The organism is Bacillus carboniphilus (assembly GCF_020524035.2).
Lineage (GTDB): Bacteria > Bacillota > Bacilli > Bacillales > JAIVKR01 > Bacillus_CC.
Map to the genome: position 1 here is coordinate 1,859,074 of NZ_CP129013.1, position 18,512 is coordinate 1,877,585.

The 18,512-nt window shown below is 35.2% G+C and carries 11 protein-coding genes, 4 tRNA genes and 2 pseudogenes; 2 read left to right on the forward strand and 15 right to left on the reverse strand.

Annotated elements, in window-relative coordinates:
• Positions 1 to 100: 100 nt before the first annotated feature.
• The 6 genes from menC to LC087_RS09485 all read right to left on the reverse strand — a co-directional run bounded on the left by menC (position 101) and on the right by LC087_RS09485 (position 7,431).
• Positions 101 to 1,153: an o-succinylbenzoate synthase gene (gene menC, locus LC087_RS09460; RefSeq protein ID WP_306019523.1), complete on the reverse strand. Its 1,053-nt coding sequence runs from the start codon at positions 1,151 to 1,153 to the stop codon at positions 101 to 103.
• The gene (locus LC087_RS09465; protein WP_226539081.1) at positions 1,146 to 2,597 is read right to left on the reverse strand and encodes an o-succinylbenzoate--CoA ligase; all 1,452 of its coding nucleotides are present in this window, start codon (positions 2,595 to 2,597) and stop codon (positions 1,146 to 1,148) included. The genes menC and LC087_RS09465 overlap by 8 nt, the downstream gene beginning before the upstream one ends.
• A 70-nt stretch (positions 2,598 to 2,667) precedes the next feature.
• A complete protein-coding gene (gene menB / locus LC087_RS09470) occupies positions 2,668 to 3,486 on the reverse strand; it encodes a 1,4-dihydroxy-2-naphthoyl-CoA synthase (protein WP_226539080.1) in 819 nt (272 codons plus the stop codon).
• Positions 3,487 to 3,501: 15 nt separating this feature from the next.
• A complete protein-coding gene (gene menH / locus LC087_RS09475) occupies positions 3,502 to 4,311 on the reverse strand; it encodes a 2-succinyl-6-hydroxy-2,4-cyclohexadiene-1-carboxylate synthase (protein ID WP_226539079.1) in 810 nt (269 codons plus the stop codon).
• Positions 4,308 to 6,026 carry a 2-succinyl-5-enolpyruvyl-6-hydroxy-3-cyclohexene-1-carboxylic-acid synthase gene (menD, locus tag LC087_RS09480; RefSeq protein WP_306019524.1) on the reverse strand — a complete coding sequence of 573 codons (1,719 nt, stop codon included), beginning with the start codon at positions 6,024 to 6,026 and terminating at the stop codon, positions 4,308 to 4,310. Before menD ends, menH begins: the two co-directional genes overlap by 4 nt.
• Positions 6,013 to 7,431 carry an isochorismate synthase gene (locus tag LC087_RS09485; protein WP_226539077.1) on the reverse strand — a complete coding sequence of 473 codons (1,419 nt, stop codon included), beginning with the start codon at positions 7,429 to 7,431 and terminating at the stop codon, positions 6,013 to 6,015. The genes menD and LC087_RS09485 overlap by 14 nt, the downstream gene beginning before the upstream one ends.
• 333 nt (positions 7,432 to 7,764) lie before the next feature.
• On the opposite strand from LC087_RS09485, the gene LC087_RS09490 reads away from it, so the two are divergent.
• Entirely contained in the window at positions 7,765 to 8,712 is a 948-nt protein-coding gene (locus tag LC087_RS09490; protein ID WP_306019525.1) for a 1,4-dihydroxy-2-naphthoate polyprenyltransferase, read from the forward strand.
• A 111-nt stretch (positions 8,713 to 8,823) separates the two neighbouring features.
• Entirely contained in the window at positions 8,824 to 9,654 is an 831-nt protein-coding gene (locus LC087_RS09495) for a TraR/DksA C4-type zinc finger protein (protein WP_306019526.1), read from the forward strand.
• Here the strand turns inward: LC087_RS09495 and LC087_RS09500 are convergent.
• The 9 genes and pseudogenes from LC087_RS09500 to LC087_RS09540 form a co-directional block, all read right to left on the reverse strand.
• Positions 9,638 to 12,039, reverse strand: a pseudogene (locus LC087_RS09500) (glycogen/starch/alpha-glucan phosphorylase). The gene LC087_RS09495 and the pseudogene LC087_RS09500 sit on opposite strands and share 17 nt — an antisense overlap.
• Positions 12,026 to 13,477, reverse strand: coding sequence for a glycogen synthase GlgA (gene glgA / locus LC087_RS09505; protein ID WP_226539073.1), 1,452 nt, complete (start codon positions 13,475 to 13,477; stop codon positions 12,026 to 12,028). Before glgA ends, LC087_RS09500 begins: the two are co-directional and overlap by 14 nt.
• A pseudogene (locus tag LC087_RS09510) lies at positions 13,474 to 14,488 on the reverse strand (sugar phosphate nucleotidyltransferase). Before LC087_RS09510 ends, glgA begins: the two are co-directional and overlap by 4 nt.
• A 79-nt stretch (positions 14,489 to 14,567) precedes the next feature.
• Positions 14,568 to 15,719, reverse strand: a complete 1,152-nt coding sequence (locus tag LC087_RS09515) for a glucose-1-phosphate adenylyltransferase (RefSeq protein WP_226539072.1) — start codon at positions 15,717 to 15,719, stop codon at positions 14,568 to 14,570.
• Positions 15,670 to 17,601 carry a 1,4-alpha-glucan branching enzyme gene (gene glgB / locus LC087_RS09520; RefSeq protein WP_226539071.1) on the reverse strand — a complete coding sequence of 644 codons (1,932 nt, stop codon included), beginning with the start codon at positions 17,599 to 17,601 and terminating at the stop codon, positions 15,670 to 15,672. The genes LC087_RS09515 and glgB overlap by 50 nt, the downstream gene beginning before the upstream one ends.
• A 544-nt stretch (positions 17,602 to 18,145) precedes the next feature.
• Positions 18,146 to 18,217: transfer RNA gene (locus LC087_RS09525), tRNA-Glu, on the reverse strand.
• Between the two features lie 9 nt (positions 18,218 to 18,226).
• Positions 18,227 to 18,317: transfer RNA gene (locus tag LC087_RS09530), tRNA-Ser, on the reverse strand.
• Between the two features lie 3 nt (positions 18,318 to 18,320).
• Positions 18,321 to 18,395, reverse strand: a tRNA-Asn gene (locus LC087_RS09535).
• Positions 18,396 to 18,431: 36 nt separating this feature from the next.
• Positions 18,432 to 18,508 (reverse strand) — tRNA-Ile (locus LC087_RS09540).
• Positions 18,509 to 18,512 lie beyond the last annotated feature (4 nt).

The following is an 18,512-nucleotide window of genomic DNA, read 5'->3' on the forward strand; positions in this document are numbered from 1 at the left end:
ACAAGGAAAAAAGATGTTATGGAGCCTTTTTTAATGATTTATCACTTTATTTTAAATAATCTCCTCTATTTTCGTTACATAGTTAAACAATTGGTCCTCATTAACTTCGATACCAGATTGAGTAGGAACTTTCACTTTTCCCCTCGTGGATGGTAATTGGTTTTTTCAAAATATCTTGCTCAAAAAAACGGGAAGACTCTGAAATATCCCCTGGTATTGTAAAGTTAGGGAGCGTGGCTAGGGCAATATTTTGCGACTTGGAAATTCCGGTTTCTACCATACCTCCAACCCAGACTGGGATATTATGCTCTCTACATAAATGATGAATATTGGTGGCTTCAGTTAAACCACCTACTTTACCAGGTTTAATAGTCATGACTTTACAGCTTTTTAGGGCAATGGCTGTTTTTGCATCAGACAAACTATTAATACTTTCATCTAAACAAATAGGTGTTCCCATTCTTTTTTGAAGTTCTGCATGCATGGTAAAATCGTTAAAAAGAAAGGGCTGTTCAATCATAAGAAGGTTAAACTGGTCAAGTTGCTTTAGTAAAGAAAGCTCTTTTAAAGTATAGGTACCATTGGCATCTACCATTAAAGGTATAGTAGGAAACTCTTCTCTTATTTGTGCAATAACCTTAACATCATTTCCAGGCTTTATCTTTACTTTAAAACGTTTATATCCTTGTTCTTTTCTTAAATGAATGTCATCTATCATATTTTCAATTTTAGATAAGCCTATGACAACGCCGGCATCAACTTCGTGCTTTCTCCCCCCTAGTAAGAAAGACAGGCTCTTCTTCTGTAGTTTACTATAAAGATCCCAAAGGGCTCCCTCTAACCCTGATTTGGCCATATGGTTTCCCCTTATAACGTTAAATAGTTGAGCAGCTTCAACAGGGTGTAATAAAGGTTTTTCCAATACGAGAGGTGCTAAAAATTTTTTTAATGTATATAAAGCTGATTGTAACGTTTCTTCTGTATACCAAGGAGAGGAAAAGGCAACAATTTCTCCCCAGCCTGTTCTTCCATCTTCATTCGTCACTTTTAGAACAATCACTTCTCGATTTTGTAGTACATTCAAACTCGTTTCAAAGGGATATTTAAGTGGGAGATTAATTTGGTAGACAGTAATTGATTTTATATTAATCATGTTGAATATCCTTTAACTTATGCCTTAAAAGTTTATTTGTTGCATTGCGAGGTAATCGATCCATAACATATATTTTTTTTGGAATTTTATATTTCGCAAGTCTTTGATAACAAAAATCTTGCAACACTTTTGTATCCACTGTACTCTCTAACACAACAAAAGCAACAGGGACTTGTCCCCAAATAGAATGCTTTTCTCCCACAACTCCTGCTTCTATTACCTCTGGATGTGACTGAAGGACTTGTTCAATTTCTACCGGGTATATATTTTCTCCTCCTGAAATTATTAAATCGGAACGGCGATCAACAACATACAAAAAGCCTTCTTCATCTAAATAGCCTAAATCTCCTGTAAAAAACCAACCTTCATGAAAAGCACGTGTTGTTCCTGAATAATAACCCCTCGTTACATTAAGACCTTTAACTGTAATCTCTCCAACCTGATTTGCTGGGCATAGCTTTCCATCATTCATTATTTTTATTTGGCATGGAAATAACGGTTTCCCAGCTGATCCAAGTTTAACCATACTAGATTCAGGTGATAAAGTAGCAATTTGTGAACATGTTTCGGTCATTCCATAAGTTTGATATACCGGAATTTCTCTTTTTTTACATTGCTCTAATAAGAAATCATCAACTGGACCTCCACCTACTAACATGCAGCGAAATGATGGTGGATAAACCTCTTTTAAATCCTCTATCATTAGTTGAAGCATTGTATTTACAACGGATATAATCGTCACCTTTTCATTCATAATTGCCGCATTCGTTAATACTGGATCGAACTTATCATGAACGATGATTTTGATCCCATAAATCATACTCCGAATTAAAATGGATAACCCACTAATATGAAATAGTGGAACAGTTACTAACCAGCAATCTCGATGGTCTAGACCTAGATTTAAAGCAGAACCTACGGCACTCCACCAATGATTTTCATATGTTTGTAAAACAGCTTTAGGACGTCCTGTCGTTCCGGACGTATACATCATCGTTGCTACATTGGACAAAACCACTTCTCTAGCATTCATCGTATTTTTAAGAAGATCTAAATCGTAAACTTTAGACATAGAAATTTTTTTTTGATTAGATAAAAATGAAAGTACTTCCTCAAAATGATCATCCATTATAACAAATTGCAATTTACTATCTTCAATTTGATACTGTAACTCTCTTGCAGATAACTTAGTATTTAAAAAAACAACGACAGCGCCTAAATGAAAAAGTGCATGGATGTTCAAAACCATATCAAGACTATTTGTCATATAAACTCCAATATGATTTGACTTTCTCACTCCCAAATTTGCTAGTTTTTCAGCTCTTTGGACAGATTGTCCATAGAGCTGTTTAAAAGTTAACACTTGATCCTCATATTGTACGGCTTGACGATCTGGTGTCAATAAAGAACGTTGATAAAGCCAATTCGGCATCGTTTGATTCATAGAATCACCCCATTTCTCATGATAACCGTTCACAAAACAAAAAGTGCCCTTGGCACTTTTTGTTTTCATCTTATGGGAAGCGTGGAAACTGCTTAAAGTCAGGATTTCGCTTTTCTTTAAAAGCGTTTTTCCCTTCTTTTGCTTCTTCCGTTGTGTAATATAAAAGTGTTGCATCCCCTGCAAACTGTTGTATTCCAGCTAGTCCGTCCGTATCTGCATTAAAAGCAGCTTTTAAGAAACGTAAAGCTGTGGGACTTTTTTCAAGCATTTCCTTACACCATTGAACTGTTTCTTCTTCTAATTGCTCAAGTGGGACTACTTTATTTACTAATCCCATTTCATATGCTTCATCTGCACTGTATTGGCGACATAAATACCAAATTTCACGCGCACGCTTATGACCAATGATTCTCGCTAAATATCCTGATCCATATCCTGCATCAAAACTCCCAACTTTCGGTCCAGTTTGACCAAAAATAGCATTGTCTGCTGCCAATGTTAAATCACATACTACATGTAAAACATGTCCTCCACCAATCGCATAACCAGAAACCATGGCAACAACAGGCTTAGGAATGACCCTTATCAATCGTTGTAAGTCGAGTACATTTAAACGAGGAATCTCATCCTCTCCTACATAGCCCCCATGACCACGAACATTTTGGTCTCCACCTGAACAAAAAGCTTTGTCTCCTGCACCAGCTAATACGATTACACCTATTTCAGAGTCATCCCTAGCATAAGCAAATGCATCAATTAACTCCATGACCGTTTTTGGTCTAAACGCATTATGTACCTCTGGACGATTGATTGTTATTTTTGCAATACCTTCATGTGTTTCATATAAAATATCTTCATAATTTCGTTCACTTACCCATTCTATTGACATTTAAAACCCTCCAAATTAATGATGTAAATAAAATCCCCTCACTATTTTACCAAAAATCTCTGGACGTTCCACATGAATTGCATGTCCAGCATCTTTTATATTCGTATTTTTTACATCAGGGAACTTTTTTTTCATCTGTTCATGGATTAAACAAAATTTTTCATCTAACTTTCCGCTTATTAAATGTACTGGAACATTTACGTTTTCAAGTTGGTCCCACCATGAAGGCTGACGACCTGTACTCATTCCTCTTAAAGAAGCAGCTAAACCTTTAGGATCATTTTTCAGACGTTCTTCCTTCAACATCTGTTGTATAGATTCAGGGAGCCTTTTCAACGATTGAAAGAGAGGGATGTTTCCCCAATAATCCACAAATGATTCGAGTCCTTCGTTAAGAATAAATTGTGCTAACTCATCATCATTCACGACTCTTGCTTCTCTTTCAAATTCTGTCATTAACCCTGGGGAGCTACTCTCAAGAGTTAAAGTAAGAACTCTCTCATGAAAAAATTGAACAAAAGATAACGCTACTCTTCCTCCCATTGAATAACCAAGCAAATGCACCTTATTCAATGAGTAAACATTCAATATTTCATTTAAATCTTTACATACCTCTTCCATGGAGTACCTTTCAAATCTTTCTGGTTGGGCACTTTGACCATGTCCTAGCAGATCTATAAGGATGATTTTAAAACCCATTAATGATTTCTTAACGATTGGTTTCCACTGATTTTTATTGCCAGTAAACCCGTGAAGCAATAAAATAGGAAAGCCCTCACCTACAATCTCAATGTCATAAAATACGTCACGGACATATGTTTTCAATTCATCCACGCCTTCTTTATTTCTTCTGATACTTTCCCAATTAACGACCTATGACGCTCTGCTCGTTGATGACGATCCGTCATCACTTCGACAACTGTAAAACCGGTTGGATTAGTTAATGCTACTTTTAACTGTGTCCACTCTGTTACACGATGATAGTTCGCACCATACATTGTGGCTGCAAATGAAAAATCAAGGTCAGTGGCAGTTCCAAACAAAGTTTCAAAATGTTCTTTTTCCTTCGATTGAGGTAGAAAAGAAAAAATACCTCCCCCATTATTATTCACCAAAATAATCGTTATTGAAAGGTTGTACAATTTTGCTGCTAGAAGTCCATTCATATCATGGTAAAAAGAGAGATCCCCTATAATTAAATAAACATGTTTATGAACCTTGGATATGCCAAGACCTGAGGAGATTATTCCGTCAATTCCGTTTGCCCCTCGATTTGCATAGCACGTAAACTCTTTATCACATTTACTTAAAAAAGTATCAACATCCCTTATTGGCATGCTATTACTAATAAAAAGAGAGGATTCGTTAGGTAAAATTTGTGGCAATTGAGTGTACAAATGTCCTTCAAACATAGGGAGATCATCAGGCGTTAATTTCATTATTTCCCAAGAAATCCGATTGGCTTCTAACCATCTTTTTGTCCAATCTGTTAAATGAATATTCTCTAATCGATTAGCAAGAGTATAACAAAAATAAGCTTCATCACATTGTATATGCTTAACTGCCTGAAGTGTAGCGTCCCTCCATCCTCCCGCAGCATCAATAACCCATTGTTTAATATCTGCATGTTTTTCAAACCATTGGAAAATTGATTTAGAAACAGGCATAGAGCCAAATCGTAAAACGAGTTCTGGCTTGAGCGTTTCTTTCATTTGTTCATCTTTTAAAAGTGTATCATATTGATCAATTATCAACGTCTTATCATGATTGCCATATCTAAGATTCGAAAGTGGATCCGCTAAAATTGGAAAACCTGTTTTTTCTGCTAAAGAGAGAATTGCTTCTTTAAAGTTAGGATGATGAAGTTCACCACAGACGATTAAACCTTTTTCAGTTGCACTTAGTTCTTTTTCAAAAGCATCAAAATTTTCGATAATAGACATTCCCAAACTAGTCTCTATTGGTTGTTCACATTCCTCCCATAAATCTTCTGACAGATTAGGAGTTAAAGGTTCTCGAAATGGAAAGTTTAAATGAACAGGACCTTTCGGTTGCTTCATACTTTCTAAGGCGGCTCTACTTGCCATTGTTTTTGCATATGTTAATAACTTTTTTGTATCTTCTGGGATCGCCATATCGACAAAATATTTCACATGTTCCCTATAAAGATGAGTTTGGTCAATGGCTTGAGGTGCTCCAACACCTCTCAATTCATGAGGGCGATCTGCCGTTAAAATAATTAAAGGTACTCTTGATAGATTCGCCTCTACAATAGCAGGCATATAGTTTGCCGATGCCGTTCCTGATGTACAAAGAATAGCCACCGGCTTTTGCTTTGCTTTTGCAATCCCTAAACCAAAAAAGCCTGCTGAGCGTTCATCAACATGGACATATACATTGATTTCTGGATGTGAATGAAATAGCATCGCGAGAGGAGTAGACCGTGAACCTGGACTAATAATAACTTCTTCTACGCCCGACTGCACAAGCTGATGAACAAATTGACTTACATATTTCGTTAAAGATTTAATCTCGCACATTATTAAGCCCCCCAACTGCTGAGAGCATTGGTTTTAACTTGATGATGGTTTCTTCATATTCGAGTTCTGGGTCAGAATCACGAACGATTCCACAGCCAGCAAATAAAAAAGCTCGGTTATTTTGAATCAAACCCGAACGTATAGCTACTATAAATTCCCCATTGTCCTCAAAATCAAGCCAACCAATGGGCGCTGCATACCATCCTCTTTCCATCGGTTCTTCATCACGAATGTATTTCATCGCTGCTTGTCTTGGAAATCCCCCAAGTGCTGGTGTGGGATGAAGACTTTCTACAAAATCAAAAAGTGAATAACCTTTTTTAACAATCCCCATTATAGGTGTATATAAATGCTGAACAGATCTTGTCTTCAATAAAGTAGGTTTTTTTTGACATTGATACGTAATACATCTTTCTGAAAAATTTTCACGAATCATATTAACAACAATTTGATGTTCATGAAGATTTTTATGATCTCCAAGAAGATCGTTCCCTAGCTGATGATCTTCTTCTCTATCCTTTCCCCTTTTAATCGATCCTGCTAAACAAGTAGAAAATACTTTTTGCTCTTCTTTTTTTATTAACCGTTCAGGTGAAGCTCCTAAAAATGTGCTCTCATTACTTTCAATTGCATATATGTAGCTTGCTGATTGTTCTCTTTGCAGTTTTTCAATGACTGGCTCCACATGCTTTTTATGCTCAAAACGTAACATGATTTCCCTTGCTAAAATTACCTTTTCAAACGTACCTTCCTTTATTTTCGTCGTCGCTTTCTCAATGGATCGCTTCCATTCCGAAACATAGTATTCTTCGCAAATAACCGACGCCTCATGATCATCTATCGGTTTTCGATTTAATTCTACCGTGAATAAATGTTGGATTTCATGAAAATAATCCATAACACTTTTAACCGTGTCTTCTTTTTTTACAACTTTATTAATGGTCAAAAAAGCTTTTTGTCCCTTTAAAGTGTATAAAAATGAAGGCATAAAAAATAATCCTTCACCGAAGTCATTCCATTTATCTTCCAACTTTTTTTTCGGATCAAACGATACGCCCCCGATAAGAATAGCCCCTGTACCGATGACTCGAGGACCAACAAGGTACGAAGACCTTCTCCATTCATGCCATTGCGCCTCTATTGTAAAGAATCGAGTATTTAAAGTAGAGTCATTTTTAAAGACTAACTCATGACCAATTCCCACTTGTGTGAATTCTTGGTTAGGTGTTGACCAATAACTTCTTTGTCCTTTATTGTGTCGAAAAGCACGAAAAACTTGCAGGGGATCCATCCGATTTATCTCCCGTACTTCACTAATAATTTGCTCACAACTATGTTTTTTTACTTTTTGTATAAGTTCACTAACTTTTTGCCTTAAAGATTCTTCTTGCTGTGTAGATACCAAATACATCATCCCCCGTTACAAATGACTAAAAAGCGGAAGCGCTTTTATATGAAAGTTCTCTTTTTCTTTTTTTAAACTACCTTTATTATATACTTTTTTGAACTAGTATGAAAAAATAAAGATAATGACCCCGCTACATTATTTCTTACTTTGATCACATACTTGGAAAATCTATTATATAATAACAATGAAAAAAGATTGACACAAAAACGTCAAACTTCTAAACTTAGCTTGGAGTTAATCTATTTATAAGTGTTCATCAAGTAAAAAAAGTCCAGACACCAACTTCACTTTTTGAACAAATGATTAACTCAAAAAAGGAGTTGATATCATATGGGCAATTATGCCTCAGCATCTAGTTTACCACCATTTAAACACGATAAAAATTTTAAAATTTGGTTCCAATTATTAAGACCCCATACGTTGACAGCTGGGTTTATCCCCGTATTTGTTGGGACTGTTTTAGCTTTATTAGATGGATTTTTTCGTTTAGACTTATTTATCGCTATGCTGATTGCCTCACTATTCATTCAATCAGCAACCAATATGTTCAATGAGTATTATGATTTTAAACGTGGGCTTGATCATGAAAATTCTGTTGGTATTGGTGGAGCGATTGTCCGACATGGTGTTAAACCTGAAACAGTTCTTCGCCTTGCATTTGTTTTTTATGGTATTTCATTACTATTAGGATTATACATTTGTTTTCATTCAAGCTGGTGGATTGCCTTGGTTGGATTTATTTGTATGTGCGCAGGTTACTTTTATACTGGAGGTCCCTACCCTATTGCCTATACCCCTTTTGGTGAGATAACAGCTGGGTTATTCATGGGCGTTATTATTGTTTCCATTTCTTTTTTCATACAAACTGGATTCATCTCATTACAAGTAATTCTAATGTCCTTGCCATTATCCTTATTAATTGCAACTATTCTTATGGCAAATAATATACGTGATTTAGATGGTGACAAACAAAACGGTCGCAAAACGTTAGCCATTATGTTAGGAAGAAAAAACGCTATTATTTGTTTATCCATTATATTTGGACTAAGTTATTTGTTACCAACACTTTTCATTATATTCGGCTATGGTTCTTTATGGTTATTACTTGTAGCTTTTAGCATCCCTCATGCGATTAAAGCAATAAAAGGTTTTATAGGAAAAATAAAGCCTATTGAAATGATGCCTGCCATGAAAGCAACAGCACAAACGAACACTATTTTTGGTTTATTTTTATCCATAGGGCTTTTAATTCACTATTTTATTGAAAATTATTCTTAATCAAACAGCTCCGTCTAAATGTTCTTTCAGACACTTAGGCGTTTTTTACATAAAAATTGCCGTAATGTTTTTGCCTCCTATTTTAAATACTAAATAAAAAGGAGGCTTAACATGTTATCACCTGAACAGATTTCACACTTTCGTCTTCGTTTATTAAATCGACAGGAAGAAGTCAAAAAACAGCTAAAAGAAAATGATCACTTTGGGCTGGAAAGGAGCTTAGGTCAAGAATCAACTGGGGATTTATCGTTATACGATAACCATCCCGCTGATAGTGGGACAGAGCTTTACGAACGAGAAAAAGATATCGCATTAAATGATCATTGTAAAGAGCAATTACATGAAATTGAGAATGCACTTGAACGTATTAACAATGGAACATATGGGTATTGTTCTGTCTGTGGCAAAGATATTGACATTCAAAGACTTAAAAGCATTCCAACAGCCAAAACATGTGTTGACCACACAGTGAATCAACCATTAAAGCACTCAAGGCCAATCGAAGAAGAAACGTTTCTTCCACCATTCGGACAATACAATTATGATGATAGAGGTACGGCGGCTACGGACTCAGAGGATATTTACCAAGAAGTAGAGAAGTATGGATCGTCGAATACTCCTTCTGATTTTTCTTATCCACCTAATGATTACAGTGAAACGTATGAAGAGTATAACGAGCCCGTTGGTTATGTAGAAAGTTTTGAAAACTTTATTGGAACCGATATAGAGGGGAAGAATATAAAAGTTTACCCTTCTATAGAACACGAAGAATATGAGTCATCTCTTGACGAGCAAGGAACTATGACAAGCTTTGGAGACTTACCTGCCTATGAGAAACAACCATATATTAAAAAAAAGCTGAAGTCTTGGACGGAAATAAGTAATAAAAAGAAGAGAGGCATCCATGTGCCTCCCTTTTGTTTCCTTATTCTATCGTACTAATATTCCAAATTTGATTCGCATATTCAGAAATGGTTCGATCACTGGAAAAGTAACCAGAATGAGCGACATTACAAATCGCTTTATTCATCCACATTTGCGGTTGATTTTTATATTCGTTTTCAACAACCTTTTGTGCAGCCAACATAAGAGGCAAAATCGCGAATCACAAAGTAATAGTCATTTTCAGAAAGTAAACTGTCGAAAATAACTTCAAACTCATTATGACCTGTTTTAAAAAGACCGTTTTTTAGCTGATTAACCACTTGAAAAATTCTTTCATCCGAATGATAATACTCAGTTGAACGGTACCCACCATGTCGATAGTAATCTAACACTTCATTTGCCTTTAACCCAAATATAAAGATATTTTCTTCTCCAACCTCTTCTCTAATTTCTACATTGGCTCCATCTAACGTTCCGATTGTTAGAGCTCCATTCATCATGAATTTCATATTACCTGTGCCTGAAGCCTCTTTACTTGCAGTTGATATTTGTTCACTGACATCTGCTGCAGGGATAATTTTTTCAGCTAATGATACGCGATAATTCTCCATGAAAATAATCTTAATCTGATCGTTTATAGTTTTATCATTATTAACAATATCAGCTAAAGAATGAATAAGTTTAATGATCTTTTTTTGCATAATAATAACCTGGAGAAGCTTTAGCACCAAAAATAAACGTTCGTGGATATATAGAAAAATTAGAGTCTTCCTTTATTCGATTGTATAAATACATGATGTGTAATACATTAAGAAGTTGACGTTTATAAGCATGCAAGCGTTTAACTTGGACATCAAAAATAGACTGTTCATCAACTACGATTCCCATCTGTTCTTGAATATGATTAACTAGAAGATGTTTCCTTTCTTGCTTAACGCGTTGAAATTGCTGCTGAAAAATCCGATCATTCGCATATTGCTTTAGGTCCAATAATCGTTTTGGCTTCTTAACCCACTCATCCCCTATCGTTTCCGTAATCAAACATGATAGTTGAGGATTCGCTTTTAATAACCAACGTCTATGTGTTACTCCATTTGTTTTATTATTATATTTCTCAGGATAGATTTCATAAAAATCTTTCATCTCGCGGTGCTTTAAAATTTCAGAATGAAGCTTAGCCACGCCATTTACACTATAGCTACCTACAATAGCCAAATGAGCCATTTTAACAACTCCATGGGCAATGATGGCTGAACGTTCAATTCGGTTCCAATCTCCAGGATACATATTCCATAAATCATGACAAAAACGTTCATTAATCTCTTCAACGATCATGAATATTCTAGGTAATAGTGGCTTAAAAAGGTGAATTGGCCACTTTTCTAATGCTTCTGATAAAGTTGTATGATTCGTATAGGAAACTGTATGATTGGTAATAAACCATGCTTCCTCCCAGCTCATCCCTTGCTCATCCATTAAAATTCTCATCAACTCAGGAATGGCTAATACTGGATGAGTATCATTCACATGAATGGAGACATAATGATGTAAATCTTCAATATTGAGCTTTTTTTCTACATGAGTCTTTATAATTTTTTTTAGACTAGCTGAAACTAAGAAGTATTGTTGTTTAAGCCTTAATATTTTTCCTTCGTCATGTTTATCATCAGGATATAAAAAACCTGAGATTTCTTCTGTTTGTCTCTTATATCTTAAAAGATCATTTGTGTTGAACTGTTCACTTGGTTCTGCACTCCATAGTCGTAACGTATTGACCGTTGATGTATGATATCCAACAATCGGCACTTCGTAAGGGACTGCCTTAACAATCTCTTTATCAATATGTCGGAAGCATAAACGACCTTCTTCAACTTGTGTTTCAACTTTTCCCCAAAAGGGTACTTCAACTGCTTCATCTTCCTTACGAACTTCCCACACGTTCCCATTTTTCAACCATTGTTCTGGGTACTCAATTTGGTCCCCATTAACAATCTTTTGATCAAACAAACCATGTTTATAGCGAATACCATAACCATGACCAGGAAAGTTTAGAGAAGATAGTGAGTCCATAAAACAGGCAGCTAAACGGCCTAATCCTCCATTACCTAGCCCAGCATCACTTTCAACATCTTCAATCTCCGACAACCGTAGCCCTAAATCAGTTAAACCTGATTCAACAATATCATAGATACCTAAATTCAATAAATTTTGTCCTAAGAGCTTACCTAACAAAAACTCAATAGATAAATAATAAACTTGTTTATGACTATCAGTACGAAGTTTTTCATTTGTTTGAATCCACTTTTGGCTTATCATTTCTTTTGTCATTAGTCCTACCGTTAAATATTGCTCATCTAAAGTAGATTCTTCTACCGTTTTTCCAAATTGGTTTTTTATCCGATTAACAAACTGCTTTTTAAACTCTTTCTTATTCGAGAACATTATTTTCTCTCCTAGCTATTAAATCAGCATATAACTGATTATATTTAAATGCAGATTGTGCCCAACTATAGTCCTGTCTCATTGCCTCTTTAACAAGGTCTTCCCACAAGTCTTTTTGCTTATAATAAAACAATGCCCGTTCAATAGTATATTTCATATCATGGGCATTAAAATGGGTAAATGTAAAACCGTTTCCTTCTTTCGTATCTTCTCGAAAAGATTTTACGGTATCATTTAAGCCTCCCGTTTCACGAACAATTGGAATTGTCCCATATTGTAAAGAAATCATTTGACCTAGTCCACAAGGTTCAAACTTTGAAGGCATTAAAAACAAATCCGCTCCGGCGTATATTCTATGTGCTAAAGGCTCATCAAATCCAATATAAGACTTACACTTTAATGGATATGTATACTCTAAATACCTAAAATAATCTTCAAACTCCTTTTCACCAGTACCTAATATAATTACTTGTACATCTTGCTCTTCAATAATTTCATGAAAAACACGCTTAACTAAATCCAGCCCTTTTTGCTTCGTTAATCTAGTAATGATAGAAATAATAGGGATACTTTTATCTTTTTTTAACCCGAACATTTCTTGCAATGCTAACTTATTCAAACTTTTTTTATAAATGTTCTGTTCACTATACTGAACTTTAATATATTGATCTATCCTTGGGTTATATAATCCATCATCTATCCCATTAAGAATTCCAACTAACGAATCATCTCTTATGTTTAATAATCCATCTAAATCTTCTCCGTAATAGGAGGTCTTTATCTCGTTTCGATAAGTAGGACTAACCGTTGTAATGATATCTGCAGAAACAATACCAGCCTTCATAAAATTAATTGCGCCAAAAAACTCTATCTTTTCATAAGATTGATCTGTTAAGTTTAATAAGTCATGTATAACTTGCCTTGGAAATACACCTTGAAACTGCAGATTATGAATGGTTAATATAGTCTTCGTGTTAGAAAAAAAGGACTGCTTGCTGTACTCCTCTTTTAACAAGAATGGAATCATCGCTGTGTGCCAATCATGACAATGAATAATATCTGGCCTGAACTTTATTTTTTTTGTCACCTCTAATACTGCTCTTGAAAAAAATGAAAATCTTTCCCCATCATCGTAGTGGCCGTATAATGAATCACGTTTAAAGTAATATTCATTGTCAATGAAGTAATAATCCATCCCATCTACTCGAAGAAATTCAATTCCACAGTATTGTTTTCTCCACCCAACATCAATCGTGATGGTATCAATCTTTTTCATTCTTTCTATATATTTTTCAGGGACTAACCCATATTTAGGTAACATTATCTTTGTTTCTGTACCTAGCTTTTTTAATTCCTTTGGCAAAGCTCCCGCGACATCCGCTAATCCACCTGACTTGATAAACGGAACACATTCACTTACAACGAACAAACTATTCACGATTTCATCAACGCTCCTTGTGATGTCCCTTTTTTCACAACATACGGTTCAGAACTTGTTCCTGACAACTTGATTTCCTCTCCAATTTGCACATCTTTGTCTAAAACGGCATTCTCTATCTTACAACCATCTCCTATTTGAGATTTCTGCATTACAATACTGTTTTTCACTATCGTATCTTTTCCAATCTTTACAGCTCTGAAAATAATACTATTTTCTACTTCTCCTTCAATAATGCATCCATTTGCAATTAACGAATTTTTAACCTTTGACCCTCGAACATATCGAGTAGGAGGTTCGTCCTTTACCTTTGTATAGATAGGCATTTTAGGATGAATTAAATGCTTCCAAATAGTCGGATCTAACATTTCAAGACTATGTTTATAGTAATGAAAAACTGAATCAATAATAGCGACATACCCGTCATGCTCATATTGACATACAGTCAATTGAGATGAATCCTCCACTAAATCTTGCACCGTCATCGTTTCAGAGTCTTTATATGTATCAATTAATTGAAGCAGTAATTCTTTCTCCATTAAATATATCTTTAATGGTTGACCATTTTGGCATATTTCAGTGATATCACATCCTATACTAATATGGCGTTCCAATACAGGTTGAAAGTTAATATTGATGACGGTATTACTGTTGCTTATAACCGCATATTTTTGACGACTTCTAAGAAAATAGTCTATATGATCAGCATATTTCTTAAATGATCCTATCTTTTTATTTTCTACATAATTTTTTGGAGAAGGGAAAAAGAACAATCCATCTCGTTTTCGATTCAAATTCCATTCTTTCCCCTGATCCTAAATGATCCATTAACGACCTATATTGATATATTGGAAATATCCCCACACTATCAATCTCTGAATTAACCATGCTCGATAAAATGAAGTCAATCAATCGATATCTTCCCAAAATAGGGATTGCTGCTGTATTTCTTACTAAGGCTAACTCTTTTAGTTCTTCACGATCCATCGTCGCATCGATTACTCCTAACATCTTAGCCAAACAATGATCATCCTTTCATTTAGTTTAGTATATAGATGACATTCCTCTTCTTTGACTTTTCAAAAGGGACTTATGGAGAAATATTTGATTGTTCGATCATTTCTTCTGTTACTAAAATAATTTCATCTTGGTTTTCCTCGAGCTTTAAAATAAATCCATTTGGTATTTCAACATCACTTGGAACAATGGCATTTTCAATAAACACATTTTCACCTATAACAGCATTAGGCATTATGACAGATTTTTTTATAAAAGAGTTGTTTCCAACTGTCACTCCTTGAAATAGAACTGAGTTTTCCACATTCCCACTAACAAAACAACCTTCATTAACGAGAGATTCAACTACTACAGCCTTATCATCAATATATTGTGGTGGATGATTCGGATTCACGGAATAAATACGCCAATAATAATCAAAAAGATTTAACTGAGGACGTTCCTCCAATAGATCCATATTCGCTTCCCATAAACTTTTAACTGTCCCGACATCTTTCCAATACCCTTCAAAAGGATAAGCAACTAACTTTTTACCTTCATCTATTAAAAGAGGAATGACATCTTTCCCAAAATCATTACTCGAGTAAGGATTTCTTTCGTCCATTTCTAAAAAATCTTTTAAAATAGACCAATTAAATATATAGATTCCCATGGAAGCCAAATTATTTTTCGGATACTGTGGCTTTTCATCAAATTCTTTCACAATCATATGTTCATCCGTATTCATAATTCCAAATCTACTTGCTTCATCCCAAGGCACTTCAATGACAGAAATAGAAACATCTGCTTTTTTTTCAATATGATAATCAAGCATCAAGGAATAATCCATCTTATATATATGATCGCCTGATAAAATTAAAACGTACTCAGGATCATATTGTTTTAAATAATTTAAGTTATGATATATGGCACTGGCAGTCCCTTTATACCATCTCACCTCTGAGGACTCTGCATATGGAGGAAGGACACTAACGCCTCCATCCTTTCGATCCAAATCCCACGCGCTACCAATGCCAATGTAAGAATGTAATTCTAAAGGTTGGTACTGTGTTAATATACCGACTGTATCAATTCCTGAATTTGAACAATTACTCAATGGGAAATCTATAATTCGATACTTCCCTGCAAATGGTACAGCTGGCTTAGCGATATTTTTAGTCAATGAACCAAGTCGACTACCTTTTCCTCCTGCTAGAAGCATTGCTACGCACTTTTTTTTCGTCATTAACTTTCTTCCCTCCTCGCTTTTTTACTGCTCGTAAAATTGAAATACCTAAAGGCGGAATAGTCATTTCTATATGATATGGTTTCCCATGATAAGCTTCATCAATGATAGGCAAATCTTTTTTGTTCACTTGACCAGACCCCCCATATTGTTCATCATCGCTATTTAACACTTCCACATAACGAGTTTTAAGTAAAACCCCTACTTTATATTGGTGGTAAACTTCAGGAGAAAAGTTACATACTACTAAATATTGATCCTGATTATTCGTTCCTTTTCGAATGAATGAAAAAATACGTTGCTCTCGGTTGTTAACATCGATCCATTCAAATCCATCTTGATGATGGTCCAATTCATATAACGGTTTTGAACGTAAATAGAGCTTTATTAAATCCTTCGTGTATTGATGAGCTTTACTATGCATTTCATAATCAGTAATAAACCAATCTAACTGCTCTAAATCTTTCCATTCATCATATTGTGCGAACTCACTACCCATAAATAATAATTTCTTTCCTGGATGTGAAGTGAAATAGCCTAGTAGAAGTCTGAATTGAGCAAACTTTTTCCAATAATCACCTGGCATTTTATTCAATAACGATCTTTTCCCATGCACGACTTCATCGTGAGAAAAAGGTAAAATAAAGTTTTCAGAATAAGCATAAATCAAGGAAAAAGATACTTTATCATGCAAATGTTTTCTTTCTTCGAATCCAGCTTCCATATAAGTTAAAATGTCATTCATCCATCCCATGTTCCATTTATAGTTGAAGCCTAGTCCTCCATCATATGTTGGACCAGTCACCATTGGCCAATCCGTTGAGTCTTCTGCAATCATTAAGATCGTTTCATCTGTAGCAAAAACCGCCTCATTCAATTTCATTAAGAAAGCAATAGCATACGGATTAGGTTGAAGCTCATCACTATTTTGCCAATAAACCATATTGGCAACTGCATCTACTCGAAACCCATCAATATGATAGTTCTCAATCCAAAAAATTGCTGAAGAAATAAGAAAGCTTTGAACTTCTGGTTTTCCTAAATCAAAGTTTGCTGTTCCCCATATATAGTTTTCTCGGTCCTTCTCGATAGGATAATCGTAGGTTGGTGTTCCATCAAACATATATAAACCATGCTCATCTTTACAGAAATGTCCAGGAACCCAATCTACAATTACCCCTATATCATTTTGGTGACATTGATCAATAAAGTACATTAAGTCATGAGGCGTACCGTATCTACTGGTAGCAGAGAAATAGCCCGTTCCTTGATACCCCCAAGAGCGATCATATGGGTGCTCAATGATTGGCATTAGTTCAATGTGAGTAAATTTATGATCTTTAATATACGGAATCAACTCTTCTACCAACTCACGATAAGTCAAAAAGGATCCATCATCATGTTTTTTCCAAGATGCTAAGTTTAGTTCATAAATAAACATAGGACGATCATAGACTGCTTTTCTCTTTTTCTTCCGATACCATTTATCATCGTTCCATTCATATCCCCCTATGTCATAAACTTTAGAAGCAGTATTTGGTTTCACCTCAGCAAAAAAGGCGTATGGATCTGCTTTTAACTTTTTTTGACCGCTTTTTGTCCATATTTCATATTTGTATAATTGTTCACTTCTCATACCTGGCACAAACAAAGACCATATTCCTTGCTCATTTATTTTTCTCATTGGATAATGTGTACCGTCCCATTCATTAAAATCCCCAACTAAGCGTACATCCATAGCATTTGGAGCCCATACGGTAAAACAAACTCCTTCAACACCGTCAACGTTCTTCATATGTGCGCCAAATAGGTTGTAACTTTTAAACAAGGAACCTTCGTGAAATAAATGGACATCAAAATCGGAAGGAATTAATACTGACATTTATATCACCTCTATTAGCTTTCCGTCTCCCTTATTACCATAATTCAAAAAAAAAGAGGAAATCCCTTTTCTGAAAACGCTTCAACATTTTGACATAGTTCGTCATTTTTTTCATTCTAAAATATTTTATTATTTATTTTTTAATTAATAATTCTAACTATTCCATCAAATATTTATTTAACAGTATATATAGGTATATAGATATCTTAATAAACTATTCTAACAAATTGAACATTTGTCGATTTATGTCGTAAATAAAAGAAACAATTCTCCTCTTCCTAATAAGGATTAAAAAATATACAGTTGGACCTATATCTATTTTTTATTAGTAAAAATTAGTGGTAATGTGATCATAAAGAAAATTTTGAAGATATTTCGTTAAGAGACAAGTGCGGAGAAAAACATACGAGTAGTTGGGCAGTGGAACTAGATAACAATGATAACATCAGCCAAATCAAAACAGATCTTTATACTTTCTTTCTTAAGAACACACAAAAAACCTTAGAGGTTCTATTCTCTAAGGTTTTTACATTCCTATTATTTATGACCCGTACGGGATTCGAACCCGTGTTACCGCCGTGAAAGGGCGGTGTCTTAACCGCTTGACCAACGGGCCTTACATTAATGGCGGAGAAGGAGGGATTTGAACCCTCGCGCCGCTCGCGCGACCTACACCCTTAGCAGGGGCGCCTCTTCAGCCACTTGAGTACTTCTCCTTATGGCTCCGCAGGTAGGATTCGAACCTACGACCGTTCGGTTAACAGCCGAATGCTCTACCACTGAGCTACTGCGGAATAACAACAAAATATAATTTACCACCATAGTATACATGGTGGGCCTGAATGGACTTGAACCATCGACCTCACGCTTATCAGGCGTGCGCTCTGACCAACTGAGCTACAGGCCCATAA